The following is a 19,477-nucleotide window of genomic DNA, read 5'->3' as shown; positions in this document are numbered from 1 at the left end:
CGATCCTGCTTCTTTCGCCCTGCATCGACGACCGTCACCGGTAGTGCCCTCGGCGGAAGTCCACCGGGTGGCGGGCAGTTCCTGCACGTGCTGACGTCGGCGGCCTTCGCGGGGGGTGAGTGGCGGGCTTGTCGGGAGGCCGCACAGAGCGGGTGGACATGCGGCTCCGCTTGGAAGCCAATGTCACTGTCTGTGATCCGCTGCGGATGCAGCAAGGGTCACCGTCGAGATGTTGATCAGGAAGTCGGACAGTGTCGACGCCGGGGACGCAGTACCGGGATCGTAAGCCGATTCTCCCCGGATTCTCCCCCGCTGCCGCAGGAGGACAAAAGTCCTGGTCAGGGCCTTGCTGGAGGCAGGTAGACGAGATCACCCGCATCACTTCTCCCGCCGGGACTCCCCAGCGCCCCGTACGGCTCTCCAATCGGGGGATGCAAAGCAAACCATGCAGGCTGCTTGAGCAGAATCGGCCGACCCTACAGCCAGTCGCGCTTCTTGAAGATGACGTACAGGCTCACGCAGACGACTGCCATCAGCAGGATTGCGAAGGGGTAGCCGCCGGCCCACTTCAGTTCCGGCATGTCTTCGAAGTTCATGCCGTAGATGGTTCCCACGAGCGTGGGTGCAAAGAGGATGGCCGCCCAGGCGGAGATCTTCTTGATTTCCTCGTTCTGTTCGAAGCCCGCCTCGGCCAGGGCGCGCATTTCGGCGTTCTGTTGTTGGGAGACCAGGGTGGCGTTGACCGTGAGGATTTCCGTGAGGGCCTGGCGGAAGCCGTCGACGCGTTCGCTCGTGTGTGTCACGTGGTCCGCCACGTCGCGGAGGTAGCGCTGGAGTTCCTCGTCCGTGCCGTACTTCGCGAAGCCCGCCATCAGGCTGTGGAGCATGCTCACCAGGGGGCGGGTGGCGCGTTGGAACTCGACCATTTCGCGGGAGAGTTCGTAGATGCGGCGGGAGACCGCCGGGTCGCCGCGGAAGACCTCCGTCTCGATCTCGTCGATGTCGGTCTGGACGCCCTCGACGACCGGGGCGTAGCCGTCGACCACCGCGTCGAGGATGGCGTACAGGGCCGCCTCCGGGCCGAGGGAGAGGAGCTCCGGGTTGCCCTCCATTCGGTGGCGGACGGCGGAGAGGTCCGGGGCGCCGCCGTGGCGGACCGTGATCAGGAAGTCCGGGCCGACGAAGATGTGGAGCTCGGCGAAGTCGACCTCCTCCTGGGCGTCGAGGTAGCGGGCGGCGCGCAGGACGACGAAGAGGGTGTCGCCGTAGCGCTCCAGCTTGGGGCGCTGGTGGGCCTCCAGGGCGTCCTCGACGGCGAGTTCGTGGAGGTTGAACTCGGCTGCCAGGGAATGGAGTTCGGGCTCCGTCGGACGGTGCAGGCCGATCCAGGCCATCCCGTCGGGCTCCTCGCGCAGCTGCCGGAAGGTCTCGGCGAGGGTGGCGGGGGAGGCGATCCGGCGGCCGTCGCGGTAGACGGCCGAGTCGATCACGCTGCGGTGGTTCGGGGGAGCGGGGGTCGCCGGTGCGGGCTGCGGGCCGGTCGGCGGTCCTGCCGGAGGGTCGGCGGCGGCCGGAGCGGCGGGGCGCCGCCAGCCCGTGCGCTTCGCGGCGGACGGCGACGGGCGGTGGTCTGGGCGCTCCGACATCGCAGGTCAGCTCCCGGTCGAACGTGCGTTTACGGGCAAGGGGCAGGATATAGGGGACAAAGCGGCGACTGGTGTCGGACAGGGGATTTCCGGCCCGCTCCCGACCGCTTCGGTTCGGGGTTGCGGACGAAAGCTGTCCGCAAGGGGGGTTAGTTTGCTGCCATGGCTTCCAGGACGACACACCCCGTACTCGGTACCCGCGCTCTGAACCGTGCCACGCTCGCCCGCCAGTTGCTGCTGAGCCGCGCCGAGATGTCCGCGGGGGACGCCGTCGCGCACCTGCTCGGGCTGCAGGCGCAGAACGTGAAGCCGCCCTACTTCCAGCTGCACGCCCGGCTCGCCGGCTTCCGGCCCGCCGAGCTGGCCGGGCTCATGGAGTCCCGCGAGGTCGTCCGGATGGTCACCATGCGGTCGACGATCCACACGCACACCGCCCATGACGCCCTGACCCTGAGGCCCCTCGTCCAGCCTGCCCGCGACCGCGAGGTCAACTACTTCCGCAAGGGGCTCACGGGGGTGGATCTGGACCGGCTCGCGAAGCGCGCCCGGGCCTTCGTCGAGAGCGAGCCGCGCACCATGGGCGAGATCCGCGAGGAACTGCTCCGGGAATGGCCCGACGCCGACCCGCAGTCCCTGTCCGTCGCCGCCCGCTGCCGGCTGCCGCTGGTCCAGGTCACCCCTCGTGGGGTGTGGGGGCGCAGCGGTCAGGTCCGGCTCACCACCGTCGAGAGCTGGCTCGGGAAGCCCGCCGGTGCGGCGCAGCCCGTGGACGAGGTCGTGGTGCGCTACCTCGCCGCCTTCGGGCCGGCCTCCGTCAAGGACATGCAGACCTGGGCCGGACTGACCCGGCTGCGCGAGGCCTTCGAGCGGCTGCGCCCGGAGCTCCTCGTCTTCCAGGACGAGAACGGCGTGGAGCTCTTCGACCTTCCCGACGCCCCGCGCCCCGACGCGGACACCCCGGCGCCGCCGCGCTTCCTGCCGGAGTTCGACAATCTGCTGCTCTCGCACGCCGACCGCACCCGCGTGGTCGCCCCCGAGATCAAGGGGCGTACGTGGACCGGGAACCAGGCCCACTGCACCCTGCTCGTGGACGGGTTCCTCGCCGGCCTGTGGAAGCTCGACGGGCGGGCGCTCACCGTCGAGCTGTTCGGCCCGGTCCCGAAGGCGGCGCAGGAGGAGATCGTCGCCGAGGGCGAGCTGATGGTGGAAGGGATGGTGGAAGGGGCGGGTGAGGCCGGCAGGGGCGGTGGTGCGGCGGTGCGGTTCGGGGCGATCAAACCCTGACGTGCGTCCCCGGACGGTCCCGGACGGTCCCGGAGGGTCCCGGACGGTCCCGGACGGTCAACTCGCGGCTGACGCCGCACTGGTGGTCCGTACACCGAAGGCGGCACGATGCCCGTCATGACGACCGAGAGTACGCAGGACGACGCCACCGCCCGGTTCCTGGCCGCCCGGGACTTCCTGCTGGAACGCCGCGGCGACTACGAGGCCGCCCACGCCGGGTTCACCTGGCCCCGCCCCCACCGCTTCAACTGGGCCCTGGACTGGTTCGACCACATCGCCGCCGGGAACGACGCCGACGCCCTGCGCATCGTCGAGGAGGACGGCACCAGCCAGAGCCTCAGCTTCGCGGAGCTCGCCGTACGGTCCGGCGCCGCCGCCAACTGGCTCCGCGGGCAGGGCGTCGCGCCCGGCGACCGGATCCTGGTCATGCTCGGCAACCAGCGCGAGCTGTGGGAGGTGATGCTCGGCGCGATGAAACTGCGCGCCGTCGTCATCCCCGCCACCCCGCTGCTGGGCCCGGCCGACCTGCGCGACCGGGTCGAGCGCGGCCAGGTGCGCCACGTCATCGCGCGCGCCCTGGACACGGCCAAGTTCGACGAGGTGCCGGGCGACTACACCCGGATCTCCGCCGGGGAGCAGGTTCCCGACGGCTGGCTGAGGCTGGCGGACATGGCGGCCGCCGACGGCGATTTCACGCCGGACGGCGAGACCCTCGCCACCGACCCGCTCATGCTGTACTTCACCTCCGGCACCACCGACCGCCCCAAGCTCGTCGAGCACACGCACGCCTCGTACCCCATCGGGCACCTCTCCACCATGTACTGGCTCGGGCTGCGCCCCGGCGACGTGCACCTCAACATCGCCTCGCCCGGCTGGGCCAAGCACGCCTGGTCCAACCTCTTCGCCCCCTGGAACGCCGGCGCGACCGTCTTCGTCCACAACTACACCCGCTTCGACGCCGAGCGGCTGATGGCCGAGATGGACCGGCACGGCGTGACAACCTTCTGCGCCCCGCCCACCGTGTGGCGGATGCTGATCCAGTCCGACCTCACCAAGCTGGCCAGGCCCCCGCGCGAGGCCGTCGCCGCCGGGGAGCCGCTCAACCCGGAGGTCATCGAGCGGGTCCGCGAGGCCTGGGGCATCACCATCCGCGACGGCTTCGGTCAGACGGAGACCACCCTCCAGGTCGGGAACTTCCCCGGGGTGCCCGTCAAGCCCGGCTCCATGGGCCGGCCGGCACCCGGCTACGAGATCGTCCTGCTGGACCCGGTCACCGGCAAGGAGTCCCCGGACGAGGGCGAGCTCTGCGTGGACCTGCGCGCCCGGCCCGCCGGGGTGACGACCGGCTACCGCGACGATCCGCAGCGCACGGCCGAGGCCATGGCGGACGGGCTCTACCGCACCGGCGACATCGCCGCGCGCGACTCCGACGGGTACCTCACCTACGTCGGGCGCTCCGACGACGTGTTCAAGGCCTCGGACTACAAGATCAGCCCGTTCGAGCTGGAGAGCGCCCTGCTGGAGCACGAGGCGGTGGCCGAGGCCGCCGTCGTCCCGGCTCCGGACGCGCTGCGGCTGGCGGTCCCGAAGGCGTACGTCACCCTCGCGGGCGGCTGGGAGCCCGGGCCGGAGACGGCCCGGGTGCTGTTCGAGCACTCCCGCGCGGTGCTGTCCCCGTACAAGCGGATCCGCCGCATCGAGTTCGCCGAGCTCCCGAAGACGGTGTCCGGCAAGATCCGCCGGGTGGAGCTGCGGGAGCTCACCGCGGCCGGGTCGGCGGGGGAGTACGACGAGGCCGACCTGGACTGAGCGGAGCGCCTGCGGGCTGCTGCGCGGCGCGCGCAGCAGCCCGTGCGGGAGTACGTGGGGGAGTACGTACGGGGAGTACTACGCGGGCAGGTGCGCCTCGATCGCGGCGATGACCTCCGGGGCCTCCGGCTCGGTACGCGGGCGGAAGCGGGCCACGACCTCGCCGGCGGGGGAGATCAGGAACTTCTCGAAGTTCCACTGGACGTCCCCGGCCTTGCCGTCCGCGTCCGGGGTCTTCACCAGCTCCGTGTAGAGGGGGTGCCGGTTCTCGCCGTTGACCTCGGACTTCTCCAGGATCGGGAAGGTCACGCCGAAGCCGGCCGCGCAGAAGGTCTGGATGTCCTCGGCGTTGCCGGGCTCCTGCTCACCGAACTGGTTGCAGGGCACGCCGATGACGGTGAAGCCCTTCTCCTCGTACGTGAACTGCAGGCGGGCCAGTCCCGAGTACTGCGGGGTGAGCCCGCACTGCGAGGCGGTGTTCACCAGGAGGATCGCCTTGCCCTTGTGGGCGGCGAGGCTGGTGGGCTCGTCGGACAGGGTGGTCAGCGGGATGTCGTACAGGCTCATCGGGCTCTCCTGGGCGAGAAGTAGGCAATGCCTACGAGCTTAGGGGGTAGCTTGCCGATCACCAGGGCTCACCGGCACCCGCCCGGGCTCACCGGCACCCGCCCCGGCCTACGCGTCCGGGCCGACCAGCGCGTCCGCCGGGTCGTTGACCGGCTGTGGCCTGCCCGTCAGGTCCATGACGAAGAGCGGTATCCCGAGATCGTCGGCGCGGGCCCGGGCTTCCTCCGTGTACCCCGCGAGCGCGAAGTAGACGCTGGTCGCGGAGGCCGTGAGCCCGTTCAGCCAGACGCACTCCACCGCCCGCAGTCCGGCCGGCGCCGTGGTCGGGTCCACCTGGGCGACCAGGCCCGGAGCCCGCAGGTCCACGGTCGCCGCCGGGATCGGGCGCCCGTCGGGCTGCTGTACGTCCCGGAAGCCGAGCCAGCGCAGGTACAGCGCGGCCGTGGCCACCGCGTCGCGGGCCGTACGGATGGTCACCGGCCGGAACGCGGGCCGCGGCACCGGTGCGGCCGGCGGCGGCGGGATGTGCGCCGGGCGCCCGCCCGTGGGCCTGCCCGTGGCTCCGCCTGCAGGCTCGCCCGCGGGGCCGTTTCCTGCGCCGCCCGGATCCGGCCGGGCGGCCGGCTGAGGCGAGCCCGCCGGACGCGCCGGACCCGCCGGGCTCCCCGTCCCCTCCAGCGGGTGCACCGGAATCAGCACCACCGTCCCGCACGAGCCGCAGCCCAGCTCGGGATGCGGCCACTCGCTCTCCCGCCCGCACGTCGTGCAGCGCACCGTCACCCAGGTGTCCGACCAGGTCCGGTGGGTCAGCGGAACCGGCGGCGCCGCTAGGTCCAGCGGGGGATGGACCGGGCTTCCGCACACGCAGGGGAAGACCGGGGCGGTGTAGCCGTTCTCGCGCAGGCACGCCGGGCAGCGCACCGGTACCGCTTCCGCCATGAGACCTGGACCCCCTCCGTCGCTGTGCGTAGGTCCATGCTCCACCACCGGCGACCGCCGGGGGGAGGCCGCACGCCTTTTCCGGGGGATTCCCGCCGGTGGATCAGTGATTTGTACAAGTCGCCGACCGAGATGCGGCTTTTGGTGGCTTCCGAGGTCCCCTACCGCCTTGACGTCGCAGGAGTCGCCGCTTAGCTTGTTCCGTATAGCAGAACAAAACTTCCGGATTACGGAAAAGCCTGACCGCCAGACCCGCAGGAGAACTCGATGCCTCGTATGACAGCCGCCGCCGCTGCAGTGGAGATCCTCAAGCTCGAGGGTGTCGAACAAGCGTTCGGTGTCCCCGGTGCTGCGATCAACCCGTTCTACCGCGAGCTCAAGAACGTGGGCGGCATCGCGCACACCCTCGCCCGCCACGTCGAGGGCGCTTCGCACATGGCCGAGGGCTACACGCGTGCCAAGGCGGGCAACATCGGTGTCTGCATCGGTACTTCGGGCCCGGCCGGCACCGACATGATCACCGGCCTGTACTCGGCGATCGCGGACTCGATCCCGATCCTCTGCATCACCGGTCAGGCCCCGGTCTCGAAGCTCCACAAGGAGGACTTCCAGGCCGTCGACATCGCCTCGATCGCCAAGCCGGTCACCAAGAAGGCCACGACCGTCCTGGAGGCCGCGCAGGTCCCCGGCGTGTTCCAGGAGGCCTTCCACCTGATGCGCTCCGGCCGTCCGGGCCCGGTCCTGATCGACCTCCCGATCGACGTCCAGCTGACCGAGATCGAGTTCGACCCGGAGACCTACTCCCCGCTGCCGGTCTACAAGCCGCAGGCCACCCGCGCCCAGGCCGCGAAGGCCCTGCAGTTCCTGCTGGAGTCCGAGCGCCCGCTGATCGTCGCCGGCGGCGGCATCATCAACGCCGACGCCTCCGACCTGCTGGTCGAGTTCGCCGAGCTGGTGGGCGTCCCCGTCATCTCCACCCTGATGGGCTGGGGCACCATCCCGGACGACCACGAGCTGGCCGCCGGCATGGTCGGTGTGCAGACCGCGCACCGCTATGGCAACGCGACGTTCCTGGAGTCGGACTTCGTCTTCGGCATCGGCAACCGCTGGGCCAACCGTCACACCGGTTACAATCTGGACGCCTACACCAAGGGCCGCAAGTTCGTCCACGTCGACATCGAGCCCACGCAGCTCGGCAAGATCTTCGCCCCGGACTTCGGCATCGCCTCCGACGCCAAGGCCGCGCTGGAGCTCTTCATCGAGATCGCCAAGGAGCTCAAGGCCGAGGGCAAGCTGCCGGACTTCTCCGCCTGGACCGCCTCGGCGCAGGACCGCAAGGCGACCCTGCAGCGCCGTACGCACTTCGACAACATCCCCCTGAAGCCGCAGCGCGTCTACGAGGAGATGAACAAGGCGTTCGGCCCCGAGACCCGCTACGTCACCACCATCGGCCTCTCCCAGATCGCGGCGGCGCAGTTCCTGCACGTCTACCGCCCGCGCAACTGGATCAACTGCGGCCAGGCCGGCCCGCTCGGCTGGACCATCCCGGCCGCCATCGGTGCCGCCACCGCGGAGCCGGAGACCCCGATCGTCGCGCTGTCCGGCGACTACGACTTCCAGTTCATGATCGAGGAGCTGGCGGTCGCCGCCCAGCACAAGGTCCCCTACGTCCACGTCCTCGTGAACAACGCCTACCTGGGTCTGATCCGTCAGGCGCAGGGTGGCCTGGGCATCAACTTCGAGGTCAACCTCGAATTCGAGAACATCAACACCCCCGAGCTGGGTGTCTACGGTGTCGACCACGTCAAGGTCGCCGAGGGTCTGGGCGTCAAGGCCATCCGCGTCACCGACCCGGACAAGCTGGGCGAGGCCTTCGAGGAGGCCAAGAAGCTGGCCCAGGAGTTCCAGGTCCCGGTCGTCGTCGAGGCCATCCTGGAGCGCATCACCAACATCGCGATGAGCAAGACGGTCGACATGAGCGACGTCACCGAGTTCGAAGAGCTCGCGACCGAGCCGGGCCACGCCCCGACCGCGATCAAGGCCCTGCAGGTCTGATCCCACCCCGCACGACCCGGCGGCCCCCGTCCCTCCACCCGGAGGGGCGGGGGCCGTTCCGCGTTCCCCGTACGCAAGGTCCCGCCCCCGGAGCGGCCGGTGGGCCGCACGGCCGGCTCTCCCAGCCGCACCTGCTCCGAGCGGGAACGGCAAAGCGCCGGGCCACAGGACGTACGGTCCGTGGCGCGGCGCTCTGTCGCTCCGGCAGGGGCCGGACGGGGCCCTCAGGTCAACCGGGGACGGTCAGGTGGATCAGACGGCGAAGAGGGACCACCACTGGTCGGCGTAACCGCTGTTGCAGTCGTACTGGAAGGGCGTGGCCCCGTCGCTCCTCCCCTGAACGACGAGGCACTTACCGCTGTTGACGTTCTGGAACATGGTGTACGACCCGGTGGTGTCCAGGATGAGCCGCCACTTCTGGTCGGCCCAGTTGCCGCAGTCGTACTGGAAGGCCTGTGCGCCGTTGGCGGCACCTTGGACGACCATGCACTTGCCGCTGTTGTAGTTCTGCAGCCAGACGTAGCCGCTGCTGTCCATCACGGCGTACCAGTACTGGTCGGCGAAGTAGGAGCACGAGTACTGGATGAGGGTCGTGCCGTTGTTGTGGCCCTGCGCGACCAGACACTTGGCGCTGTTGTAGTTCTGGACGAACACGGGCGTCGCGGCCGCTGCTGCGGCGGCCGCCGGGTCCGCGGACCCGGCGATCCGGTCCGCGTCCGCGGGCGAGATCACCTTGGGCAGGGGGTTCCCCGTCGGCTGCGGGACGGCGACCTGCGGGACGGTGGCCGGCGGGGTCGCGGCGGGGCCCGGAGCCGCCGAGGCGGTACCCGTGAGGGACGTGGCGAGGAGGCCGAGCGAGCCGATCGCGAGGGCGATGCGTCTGAACAAAGGAGGTGCCTTCCGTGGGATGCGACCATGACTGATGTCGTGATCATTTTCCCTCAACTGCCCTTGTTCTGGGTGGAGTTCACCCGATTCCCAGGCGGCCGGTATTCAGGTCCCGCCGGCCGGCCGGGCGTGCGGGAACGGCAAAGCGCCGAGTCACGGGACCGTCCGTGACTCGGCGCTCTGGTTTGTTACCGCCCGACGGTGCGAGGCTGGCGCGACAGGACGTTCGCACCGCCGGGCGGAGTGTGTGGGGAGGTGGGTACCTCCGCGTGCAGGGGGCTCTGTGCGTAGCCCCTGTACGAAGAGGATCGGCTGGGACCGTGGCGGGCGGGCGACGAGAACTCCGGCGTCGTCTCCCTCAGGTCAAGAGACGGGCCTCGGAACCCATTACCACCGCACTGGCTCGCACGCTCGCCACGGTCCTCGTCCCGCCCTCACCGTGTACCACCCCTCATCCGGGTCCACGGGTCGGGCTGAGCACCCGGGGCCTGACCTCCCGTCAGGCCCCCGGTACAACTGGGTGGCTCAGGCGTCGCGCAGGGCGCGGACGGCCTCCTCGACGCGCTTGCCGTAGTCGGCGTCGGCGGCGTGGAAGTGAGCCAGGTTCTTCTCGATGACGTCTTCCAGGGTGACCTGCGACAGGCCGCCGGCGATGTTCGCCACCAGACGCTGCTTCTCGGCCTCCGACATCAGGCGGTAGAGCTCACCGGCCTGGAAGAAGTCGTCGTCCTTGGTGTGGGCCGGGGCCTCGTGGGTGCCCGTGTAGCCGGAGACGGCCTTCGGGGCGCCCAGCGCCAGACCGGTCTCGGCCGGACCCTGGTACGAGTTGGGCTCGTAGTTCTTGTCGTGGCGCGAGCCGTTGCGCAGCGCCATGACGCCGTCGCGGCCGTAGTTGTCGGCCTTCGTCGCCTTCGGGGCGTTGACCGGCAGCAGGGTGTGGTTCACACCGAGGCGGTAGCGCTGGGCGTCGGCGTAGGCGAAGAGGCGGCCCTGGAGCATCTTGTCCGGCGAGGCGGTGATGCCCGGGACGAAGTTGTTCGGGGAGAAGGCGGACTGCTCGACCTCGGCGAAGACGTTGTCCGGGTTGCGGTCGAGGACCAGACGGCCCACGCGCTGCAGCGGGTAGTCGCTGTGCGGCCACACCTTGGTGAGGTCGAACGGGTTGAAGCGGTAGTCCGCGGCCTCGGCGGCCGGCATGATCTGCACGTACAGGGTCCAGGAGGGGTTCACACCGCGCTCGATGGCCTGCAGCAGGTCGGTCTGGTGCGAGTTCGCGTCCTTGCCGACGAGCTCGGCGGCCTGCTCGCCCGAGAGGCTGCGGATGCCCTGGTTCGTCTTGAAGTGGTACTTGACGAAGAAGGCCTCGCCCTGCTCGTTCGTCCACTGGTACGTGTGGGAGCCGTAGCCGTTCATGTGACGGTACGACGCGGGGATGCCGCGGTCACCCATGAGCCAGGTGATCTGGTGCGTCGCCTCGGGGGCGTGCGCCCAGAAGTCCCAGACGTTGTCCGGCTCCTGCTTGCCCGTGAAGGGGTCGCGCTTCTGGGAGTGGATGAAGTCGGGGAACTTGATCGGGTCCTTGATGAAGAACACCGGGGTGTTGTTGCCGACGAGGTCGTAGTTACCCTCTTCGGTGTAGAACTTGAGCGCGAAGCCGCGCGGGTCGCGGACCGCGTCCGCGCCGCCGAGCGAGTCGGCGACGGTGGAGAACCGCAGGAAGGTCTCGGTCTTCTTGCCGACCGTGTTCAGGAACGCGGCGCTGGTGTACGCGGTGACGTCGTCGGTCACCTCGAAGTAGCCGTACGCGGCCGAGCCGCGGGCGTGCACCACGCGCTCCGGGATGCGCTCACGGTTGAAGCGGGCGAGCTTCTCGAGGAGCTGCTGGTCCTGGACCAGGAGCGGGCCACCGACGCCGGCGGTGGCGGAGTTCTGATTGTCGGCGACCGGGGCGCCGGACTCGGTCGTCAGCGTGCGCTTCGACATGGTGACCTTCCGTACGGGGTAACTGCTGACGGAAAGCGTCTTCCGTCATGCGGAACAGCCTAATTTCGGCACGAACTAAACGTCAACAGTTTGTTGAACGAAGTTGAAGGGTGAGTGGTAATCCGGACGGCGCCGGCGCTTGGGCGCGACAGGACAGGTGTCAGCACCGGCGCCATCCGGAAACTCAGGTCCCCTGCGAGAGGGGAAGTGCTCAGATCTGAGCGCCGGAGAGGCGCTCGACGGCACGGAGCAGGGCCGAGTGGTCCAGGCCGCCGTCACCCTGGGCGCGCAGCGAGGCGACCAGCTGGGCGACGACCGCGCCGACCGGAAGGGCCGCACCGACGTTGCGGGCGGCGTCGGTGACGATGCCCATGTCCTTGTGGTGCAGGTCGATCCGGAAACCGGGCTTGAAGTCGCGGTTCAGGAAGTTGTCCTTCTTGCGGGTCAGGACCGTGGAGCCGGCCAGACCGCCGTTGAGGACGTCCAGGGCGGCCTGGAGGTTCACGCCGGACTTCTCGAGGAAGACGACGGCCTCGGCGCACGCCTGGATGTTCACCGCGACGATGAGCTGGTTGGCGGCCTTCACCGTCTGGCCGGAGCCGTGCGGACCGCACAGGACGATGACCTTGCCGAGGGCCTCGAGGACCGGCAGGGCCTCGTCGAAGTCGGCCTGCTCGCCACCCACCATGATCGACAGGACGGCCTCGATGGCGCCGGCCTCGCCGCCGGACACCGGGGCGTCGATGACGCGGATGCCCTTGGCGGCGGCGTTCTTCGCGAGGTCGATCGAGGTCTGCGGGGTGATCGACGACATGTCGATGATCAGCGCACCGGACTTCGCGTTCTCCAGGATGCCGTTCTCACCGTAGGAGATGGCCTCGACCTGCGGGGAGGCGGGCACCATCGTGACGATGACGTCGGCGTCCGCCACGGCCTCGGCGATCGAGCCGGCCGCGGAGCCGCCGGCGGCGGCCAGGCGGTCCAGCTTGTCCTGCTCCAGGGTGAAGCCGGTGACCGAGTAGCCGGCCTTCAGGAGGTTCTCGGCCATGGGGGAACCCATGATTCCGAGACCGATCCAGGCAATCTTGGGGAGGTTGCTCATGATGAGGGTCCTTCTCTTAATGCTTTGTACGAAAAGTGCGTGAAGTGCCTGGCTGATCGCCCGGACTTTGTCCGACTACTTCGCGGCGCGGGCCTCGGCCGGCAGCCATGCGAAGGAGGCGGCAGCGTCGGCGGCCTTGTACTCCAGGCCTACGTAGCCCTCGTATCCGGCCTTCTTCAGCTGGTCGAGCAGCTCCTCCAGGGGCAGCTCGCCGGTGCCGGGGGCACCGCGTCCGGGCTTGTCCGCGATCTGGACGTGCCCGGTCTTGGCGGCGTACTTTTCGATGACCTCGGAGAGGTCCTCATCGTTCATCGCCAGGTGGTACAGGTCGAGCAGGAACTTGGCGTTGCCGAGGCCGGTGGCCTCGTTCACCTTGTCCACGACCTCGATGCCGGCCGGTGCGCTCACCAGGGGGTAGAGCGGCGACTCGGGCTTGTTGAGGGTCTCGATCAGGAGGATCGCGCCGACGCGGTCCGCGGCCTGAGCCGCCACGACCAGGTTCTTCAGGGCGAGCTCGTCCTGAACGGCCGGCTCCACGCCTTCGACGCGGTTGCCGTAGAGGGCGTTCAGCGCCTTGCAGCCGACCGAGGCCGCGAAGTCCGCGGCCACGTTGATGTTGGCGTTGAAGCGCTCCGACTCCTCACCGGGCACCGAGACCGCACCGCGGTCCGGGCCCGGCAGCCGGCCGGCGTAGAAGTTCAGTCCCACCAGCTGGGTGCCGGCGTCCTCGAGAGCCTTCTTGAGGGCGTCGAGCTCCTCCTGTGCGGGGGTGGGGGTCTCGATCCAGGGCCACCACAGCTCGACCGCCGTGAAGCCCGCCGCGGCGGCAGCCGCGGGACGCTCCAGGAGCGGGAGTTCCGTGAAGAGGATCGACAGGTTCACATCGAAGCGCTGGTCCGTGTATCCCATGAGGGGTGTGCGCTCCTTCCGTATTGCGGAAGTTATTTTCTGCTTGATGGAAGACTGCATGGGGTTCTGCGTGGATGTCAAGTGCGGACTGCCGAAAAATCCCGACCGCGGGGTAGCTTGACGGCGTGCGATTGAGAGTGGAGTTCACGACCGAGCCCTTCGATCTGGAAGAGGCTCCTGCCCATGCCGTCGCGGCCCGCGAGGTCATCCAGAAGGCCCAGCTGGACGCGGTGGACGTCGGCCCGTTCGGCAACACCGCCGAGGGTGAGGCCGACCGGGTGCTGGCCGCGGTGGGGGCGCTGCTGCGCGACTCCCTGGAGGCCGGCGCCACGCGTGTCTCGCTCCAGGTCAATGTGATCGGGGAGGAGGTGTCATGACCGAGCCCCGCGACCATCCCTTCGTCACCGCGGTCAAGCCGCTGGTGGACGCCATGGGCGGCGAGCTGATGGATCCCGCCCTGGCGCAGCCCGACGACGTCGTGCTCGCCTGGGAGGGCCAGGACCTGCTGGCCGTGCGCCTGCCGCAGCTCTCGGACTCGCTGGATCACATCCTGGCGGCCCTGGAGCGCCGGTACGGCGTACCGTTGGCGCAGCTCGACCGGAAGTCCAAGCAGGACGTCGTGCGGATACTGGAGGCGCGGGGCGCCTTCTCCGTGCGGCACGGCGTGGAAACGGTCGCGGGCGCCCTGGGCGTCAGCCGCTTCACCGTCTACAACTACCTGAACCGGGATTCGAACGCCCCGAAGGGGACCGGCAAGAGCAGCCAGGAGTGAACGCAGGCTGACTCATGGTGACGAGCCGCCGCCCAATTCACCCGGGCGGCGGCTTTTGTGTACGGGAAGTTTCAACAAAGTGTTGACGCCGTGTTGTCGAGGGCGTTAGCTATGCGCAGCCCGTCAAAGCAACAACAGGCCACGGAGGCCTACCGTGACTTCGAGTCCGACCCCGGGTCTCACCCGGTTCAACACCTTGGACGACAGCGCGGCCACGGCCGAGCTGCACGAGGTGTGCGCCAGCTCGGCGTGGGGGAGCAAGATGCTCGCCCAGCGCCCTTTCGCCACCGCAGAGTCCCTGTTCGCCGCGAACGAAGCCGCCATGGCGGAGCTCACCGCGGACGACCTGGGCGAAGCGATGGGAGGCCACGCGCCGATCGGCCGGCCGAAGCCGGGAGACCCGACCTCCGCCCGCGAGCAGCGTGGCATGGCCGGTGCCTCGGAGGGGCTCAAGAACGAGCTCCTCGAACTGAACCTGGCCTACCAGGACAAGTTCGGCCACGTCTTCCTCATCTGCGCCACCGGTGCGACCGGTGAGTTCATGCGTGACGCGGTCAAGGTCCGGATCGACAATTCGCCGGAGCAGGAGCGGGAGATCGCCCGCGGCGAGCTCGTCAAGATCAACAAGATCCGCCTCACCCGTCTCGTCGAACTCGCAGAAGCAGAAGGAGCGTGACCATGAGCACCGAGACCACTGCGTCGGTGTCCACGCACATCCTGGACACCAGCATCGGCAAGCCCGCCGAGGGCGTCACCATCTCCCTGTCGGCCCGCACGGGTCTCGGCGGCGAGTGGGCGGCCCTGGGCGGCTCCGCCACCGATGCGGACGGGCGCTGCAAGGACCTGCCGGCGCTGCCGGAGGGCACCACACACGTGCGTCTCGACTTCGAGACCGAGACGTACTTCGAGAAGAAGCAAGCCGAGGCGCAGCAGGACGCCCCCCGCGTAAGGGACAGCGGTGCGTTCTTCCCCGAGGTCACCATCACCTTTGCGGTGAACCCGGGCGAGCATTACCACGTACCGCTGCTGCTCAACCCGTTCGGCTACTCCGTTTACCGAGGGAGCTAGCATGGCCACGATTCTGGGCCAGAACCAGTACGGCAAAGCAGAGAACCGCGTCGTCAAGATCACGCGGGACGGCGACACGCACCACATCAAGGACCTGAACGTCTCGGTCGCCCTCTCCGGCGACATGGACGACGTCCACTACTCCGGCTCGAACGCCAACTGCCTTCCGACGGACACCACCAAGAACACGGTGTACGCGTTCGCCAAGGAGTACGGCATCGAGTCCGCCGAGCAGTTCGGCATCCACCTGGCGCGCTGGTTCGTCACCAGCCAGGAGCCGATCAAGCGCGCGCGCATCCGGATCGAGGAGTACTCCTGGGACCGGATCGCCACCTCGGACGCCAACTCCAAGTTCATCGGCTCCGACGAGGTGAACCACTCCTTCGTCCGCCAGGGCATGGAGACCCGCGTCACCCAGATCACGTACGACGGTACGAACTGGGAGGTCATCTCCGGCCTCAAGGACCTCGTCGTCATGAACTCCACGAACTCCGAGTTCTGGGGTTACGTGAAGGACAAGTACACGACGCTGAAGGAGGCCTACGACCGCATCCTGGCCACCCAGGTGTCGGCTCGCTGGCGCTTCAACTGGTCGGACGACGAGCAGCGGATGCCCAACTGGGAGAAGTCCTACGCCGAGGTCCGCAAGCACATGCTGCAGGCCTTCGCGGAGACCTACTCCCTGTCGCTGCAGCAGACCCTGTACCAGATGGGTTCGCGCATCATCAACCACCGTTCGGAGATCGACGAGGTCCGCTTCTCGCTCCCGAACAAGCACCACTTCCTCGTCGACCTGGAGCCCTTCGGCCTCAAGAACGACAACGAGGTGTACTTCGCCGCGGACCGTCCATACGGTCTGATCGAGGCCACTGTTCTCCGGGACGGCGTCGACGCCCGTATCCCCGTGGACATGACCAACCTCTGACGCGGCACGCGCGTCCCGGGGCTCCGCAGTGGCCCCGGGACCGCGCGACACCCCCCAGCTTCCTGAATCGGCACCCGGACGTATCACACGGGGCGGCAGTACTGTCAGCTGTCAAGGCCCCCGGCTCCGGCACTCAAATCTCCTGGGCCTTGCCGTGCCCGCACCGCCACTGAAAGCACGAGGAAGTCCCATGGCAGCATCGGCAGCCCATGACAGCGCCGTCGAGCGCATCGTCATCGAGAACTGTGCGATCGCGACCGTCGACGCGAACGACACCGAGTACGCCTCGGGTCACATCGTCATCGCCGGCAACCGGATCGAGTCCATCGGCGCGGGCAAGGCCCCCGAGAACCTCGACAACGTAGTCCGCCGCATCGACGGCACCGGGCACCTCGTGACCCCCGGTCTGGTCAACACCCACCACCACTTCTACCAGTGGATCACGCGTGGTCTGGCCACCGACCACAACCTGTTCAACTGGCTGGTCGCGCTGTACCCGACGTGGGCGCGCATCGACGAGCAGATGACGTACACGGCCGCGCAGGGCTCCCTCGCCGCGATGGCCAAGGGTGGTGTGACCACCGCGATGGACCACCACTACGTCTTCCCCAAGGGTTCCGGCGACCTGTCCGGCTCGATCATCCGCGCCGCGTCCGAGATGGGCGTCCGCTTCACCCTCGCCCGCGGCTCGATGGACCGCAGCGAGAAGGACGGCGGCCTGCCGCCGGACCACGCCGTCGAGACCCTCGAAGGCGCGCTCGCCGACACCGAGGCGACCGTCAAGAAGTTCCACGACGCCTCCTTCGACTCGATGACCCAGGTCGCCGTCGCCCCGTGCTCCCCCTTCTCGGTCTCCACCGAGCTGCTGAAGCAGGGCGCCGAGCTGGCCCGCCGCCTCGGTGTGCGCATGCACACGCACGGCTCCGAGACCGTCGAGGAAGAGCAGTTCTGCAAGGAACTGTTCGGCATGGGCCCGACCGACTACTTCGAGTCGACCGGCTGGCTCGGTGAGGACGTGTGGATGGCGCACAGCGTCCACATGAACGACTCCGACATCGCCGCGTTCGCCCGTACCAAGACCGGTGTCGCGCACTGCCCGTCCTCCAACGCCCGTCTGGCCGCCGGCATCGCCCGCGTCCCGGACATGCTCGCCGCCGGTGTCCCGGTCGGCCTCGGCGTGGACGGCACCGCCTCCAACGAGTCCGGTGAGCTGCACACCGAGCTGCGCAACGCGCTGCTGATCAACCGCCTGAACCCGGTCCACCGCGAGCGGGCCCTGAACGCGCGCCAGGCCCTGCGCCTCGGTACGTACGGTGGCGCCCAGGTCCTCGGCCGTGCCGACAACATCGGTTCGCTGGAGGCCGGCAAGTGCGCCGACCTGGTGCTGTGGAACCTCAACACCTTCCTGCACTCCTCGATCGCCGACCCGGTCACCGCGCTGGTCTTCGGTGCGGCGGCCCCGGTCACCGCGTCGTTCGTGGGCGGCAAGCAGATCGTCGAGAACAACCGCCTCCTCTTCGCCGACGAGGACGCCATCGCGGTGTCCACGCGGGCAGAGGCCCAGCGCCTCGCGCGGATCTCCGCGCAGGCCTGATCCCACGGAGTCCGGCCGGGGGGGACGGCCCCCGGCCGGCAGCCGCGGACCCGAGCGGGGTCCGTGGGCAGCCGTTCCCGGGTAGCGCCTGAGGAAATCCGAAGGCGCCCCGGGGCGGTGACTCGTACAACCAGCCCCGCGGCGCGCGTGTCGCGCCCCTGCCGCGGCACCCCCAGCTCACGAACCGGTCCGGCTCGCTCCTGCCGGGGCCCTGAGCTGGACCGCAGCGCGGAACCGATGATCGGGCGACTCGATTCCGCACCCCTTGGGACAAGTATTCGCACCACCCACAACCGCATACAGGCTCGACTCGCACCGCTTTCGCACCACCTCCAAGACACCATGCCCCTGCCGGCGTGTTCAACCGAACGGAGGAAGCCGTGGCCCAGGCGCCCAGGTTTCGCAAAGATGCAGATGCAGTCGCAGTACCGGAGGAGAAGCATCCGGTCGATGAGACCCTGCCTCCGCTGAAAATGTTCACGAGCGGTCTCCAGCACGTGGCCGCCATGTACGCCGGTGTCGTGGCCCCGCCCATGATCGTCGGCCCGGCCGTCGGGCTCTCCGCCACCGAGACCGCCTTCCTGATGGGCGCCTCGCTCTTCACCGCAGGCCTCGCCACCCTCCTCCAGACCCTCGGGTTCTGGAAGATCGGCGCCAAACTCCCCTTCGTCAACGGCGTTTCCTTCGCCGGTGTGACCCCGATGATCGCGATCGGCAAGGGGGAGGGGGAGAACGCCCTTCCCGTCATCTTCGGCGCGATCATCGTCGCCGGGGCCGTCGGCTTCTTCGCCGCCCCCTACTTCGGCAAGCTCGTCCGCTTCTTCCCGCCGGTCGTGACGGGTACGGTCATCACCCTCATCGGCGTCTCGCTCCTGCCGGTCGCCTTCAACTGGTCACAGGGCGGGAACCGCACCGCCACCGACTACGGCTCGATGCGGAACATCGGCATGGCCGCCGTCACCCTGGTGATCGTCCTGCTGATGCGCAAGTTCCTGCGCGGATTCCTCCAGCAGATATCCATCCTCCTCGGCCTGGTCGCCGGCACCCTCATCGCCCTCCCGCTCGGTATGGCGGGCTTCGACGCCGTCAAGAACGCCCCGGTGGTCGGCTTCCCGACCCCCTTCCACTTCGGCGCCCCGCAGTTCCAGGTCGCGGCCATCATCTCGATGTGCATCGTCATGCTGGTCTGCATGACCGAGTCCACCGCCGACATCCTGGCGCTGGGCAAGATCGTCGGCCGTCCGGCGGACGCGAAGACCATCGAGGGCGGCCTGCGGGCCGACACCCTCGGCAGCGCGATCAGCCCGCTGTTCAACGGGTTCATGTGCAGCGCCTTCGCCCAGAACATCGGGCTGGTCGCCATGACCAAGGTGCGCAGCCGCTTCGTCGTCGCCGCGGGCGGCGGGATCCTCATCCTGCTCGGCCTGTGCCCGATGGCGGCCTCCGTCATCGGCGTGGTCCCGCTGCCGGTCCTCGGCGGGGCCGGCATCGTCCTCTTCGGCTCGGTCGCGGCCAGCGGCATCCAGACCCTGGCCGGAGCGGCCATGGAGAAGGGCGAGAACGCCCTGATCGTCGCCGCCTCCGTGGGCATCGGCCTGATCCCGATCGCCGCGCCGGAGTTCTACCACGCCTTCCCGAAGGACCTGCTGGTCGTCCTCGACTCCGGCATCAGCACCGGGTGCGTGGTGGCCATCCTGCTGAACCTGGCCTTCAACCACCTCGGCGCCAGGAAGGGCGCGGCCTCGGGGGCCGCGCCGGACCCGGTGCCGGTGCACTGACACCCGGCTCCCTGCCCGGCCCCCCGCCCGGCCGTCCGTCCGGGCAGCACGGCGGGGGGGGGGGGGGGGGGGGGGGGGGGGGGGGGGGGGGGGGGGGGGGGGGGGGGCGGGGGGGGGGGGGGAGGGGAGGGGGGGGGGGGGGGGAGGGGGAGAGGGAG

17 protein-coding genes are annotated in these 19,477 nt (G+C 69.2%); 10 read left to right on the top strand and 7 right to left on the bottom strand.

Translation table 11 applies throughout. From position 1 onward, the window contains the following. Nucleotides 1-476 precede the first annotated feature (476 nt). Nucleotides 477-1,646: a magnesium and cobalt transport protein CorA gene (locus ACZ4YL_RS02185; protein ID WP_468113302.1), complete on the bottom strand. Its 1,170-nt coding sequence runs from the start codon at nucleotides 1,644-1,646 to the stop codon at nucleotides 477-479. Nucleotides 1,647-1,808: 162 nt separating this feature from the next. Here ACZ4YL_RS02185 and ACZ4YL_RS02180 point away from each other — a divergent pair, with 162 nt between their 5' ends. Next, on the top strand, nucleotides 1,809-2,930 hold the full coding sequence (locus ACZ4YL_RS02180; RefSeq protein ID WP_468113301.1) for a winged helix DNA-binding domain-containing protein: 1,122 nt from the start codon (nucleotides 1,809-1,811) through the stop codon (nucleotides 2,928-2,930). A 117-nt stretch (nucleotides 2,931-3,047) separates the two neighbouring features. Beyond that, nucleotides 3,048-4,739 carry an AMP-binding protein gene (locus ACZ4YL_RS02175; protein ID WP_468113300.1) on the top strand — a complete coding sequence of 564 codons (1,692 nt, stop codon included), beginning with the start codon at nucleotides 3,048-3,050 and terminating at the stop codon, nucleotides 4,737-4,739. 78 nt (nucleotides 4,740-4,817) lie between these two features. Here the strand turns inward: ACZ4YL_RS02175 and ACZ4YL_RS02170 are convergent, their stop codons facing one another. Both ACZ4YL_RS02170 and ACZ4YL_RS02165 read right to left on the bottom strand, forming a co-directional pair. Next, a complete protein-coding gene (locus tag ACZ4YL_RS02170; protein ID WP_373041522.1) occupies nucleotides 4,818-5,306 on the bottom strand; it encodes a glutathione peroxidase in 489 nt (162 codons plus the stop codon). 108 nt (nucleotides 5,307-5,414) lie between these two features. Further along, complete coding sequence (locus ACZ4YL_RS02165) at nucleotides 5,415-6,245, bottom strand: hypothetical protein (protein ID WP_468113299.1); 831 nt, start codon at nucleotides 6,243-6,245, stop codon at nucleotides 5,415-5,417. Between the two features lie 267 nt (nucleotides 6,246-6,512). On the opposite strand from ACZ4YL_RS02165, the gene gcl reads away from it, so the two are divergent. Next, on the top strand, nucleotides 6,513-8,300 hold the full coding sequence (gcl, locus tag ACZ4YL_RS02160; protein ID WP_406084499.1) for a glyoxylate carboligase: 1,788 nt from the start codon (nucleotides 6,513-6,515) through the stop codon (nucleotides 8,298-8,300). Nucleotides 8,301-8,552: 252 nt separating this feature from the next. On the opposite strand, the gene ACZ4YL_RS02155 is transcribed toward gcl, so the two are convergent. From ACZ4YL_RS02155 to ACZ4YL_RS02140, 4 genes are all read right to left on the bottom strand, one after another. Then, nucleotides 8,553-9,188 (bottom strand): RICIN domain-containing protein, encoded by a 636-nt coding sequence (locus ACZ4YL_RS02155; protein WP_468113298.1) that lies wholly within the window; start codon nucleotides 9,186-9,188, stop codon nucleotides 8,553-8,555. Between the two features lie 525 nt (nucleotides 9,189-9,713). Next, entirely contained in the window at nucleotides 9,714-11,171 is a 1,458-nt protein-coding gene (locus tag ACZ4YL_RS02150) for a catalase (protein WP_030390353.1), read from the bottom strand. Nucleotides 11,172-11,382: 211 nt separating this feature from the next. Beyond that, nucleotides 11,383-12,273 (bottom strand): 2-hydroxy-3-oxopropionate reductase, encoded by an 891-nt coding sequence (locus ACZ4YL_RS02145; RefSeq protein ID WP_266377667.1) that lies wholly within the window; start codon nucleotides 12,271-12,273, stop codon nucleotides 11,383-11,385. 75 nt (nucleotides 12,274-12,348) lie between these two features. Further along, entirely contained in the window at nucleotides 12,349-13,182 is an 834-nt protein-coding gene (locus ACZ4YL_RS02140) for a TIM barrel protein (protein WP_327738274.1), read from the bottom strand. A 125-nt stretch (nucleotides 13,183-13,307) separates the two neighbouring features. On the opposite strand from ACZ4YL_RS02140, the gene ACZ4YL_RS02135 reads away from it, so the two are divergent. The 7 genes from ACZ4YL_RS02135 to ACZ4YL_RS02105 all read left to right on the top strand — a co-directional run bounded on the left by ACZ4YL_RS02135 (nucleotide 13,308) and on the right by ACZ4YL_RS02105 (nucleotide 19,319). Next, nucleotides 13,308-13,559, top strand: a complete 252-nt coding sequence (locus tag ACZ4YL_RS02135) for a thiamine-binding protein (RefSeq protein ID WP_150260218.1) — start codon at nucleotides 13,308-13,310, stop codon at nucleotides 13,557-13,559. Continuing rightward, complete coding sequence (locus ACZ4YL_RS02130) at nucleotides 13,556-13,954, top strand: helix-turn-helix domain-containing protein (protein WP_030714791.1); 399 nt, start codon at nucleotides 13,556-13,558, stop codon at nucleotides 13,952-13,954. The genes ACZ4YL_RS02135 and ACZ4YL_RS02130 overlap by 4 nt, the downstream gene beginning before the upstream one ends. A 154-nt stretch (nucleotides 13,955-14,108) precedes the next feature. Then, a complete protein-coding gene (gene uraD / locus ACZ4YL_RS02125) occupies nucleotides 14,109-14,630 on the top strand; it encodes a 2-oxo-4-hydroxy-4-carboxy-5-ureidoimidazoline decarboxylase (protein ID WP_351156629.1) in 522 nt (173 codons plus the stop codon). Between the two features lie 2 nt (nucleotides 14,631-14,632). Continuing rightward, nucleotides 14,633-15,022, top strand: coding sequence for a hydroxyisourate hydrolase (gene uraH / locus ACZ4YL_RS02120; protein ID WP_468113297.1), 390 nt, complete (start codon nucleotides 14,633-14,635; stop codon nucleotides 15,020-15,022). Nucleotide 15,023: 1 nt separating this feature from the next. Further along, a complete protein-coding gene (pucL, locus tag ACZ4YL_RS02115) occupies nucleotides 15,024-15,947 on the top strand; it encodes a factor-independent urate hydroxylase (protein ID WP_351156624.1) in 924 nt (307 codons plus the stop codon). Between the two features lie 190 nt (nucleotides 15,948-16,137). Beyond that, a complete protein-coding gene (locus ACZ4YL_RS02110) occupies nucleotides 16,138-17,541 on the top strand; it encodes an 8-oxoguanine deaminase (RefSeq protein ID WP_468113296.1) in 1,404 nt (467 codons plus the stop codon). A gap of 380 nt (nucleotides 17,542-17,921) precedes the next feature. After that, the gene (locus ACZ4YL_RS02105) at nucleotides 17,922-19,319 is read left to right on the top strand and encodes a nucleobase:cation symporter-2 family protein (protein ID WP_468113476.1); all 1,398 of its coding nucleotides are present in this window, start codon (nucleotides 17,922-17,924) and stop codon (nucleotides 19,317-19,319) included. Nucleotides 19,320-19,477 lie beyond the last annotated feature (158 nt).

This window comes from Streptomyces sp. NPDC030021, from assembly GCF_055574035.1.
This window is presented reverse-complemented; position numbering and strand designations above follow the sequence as displayed.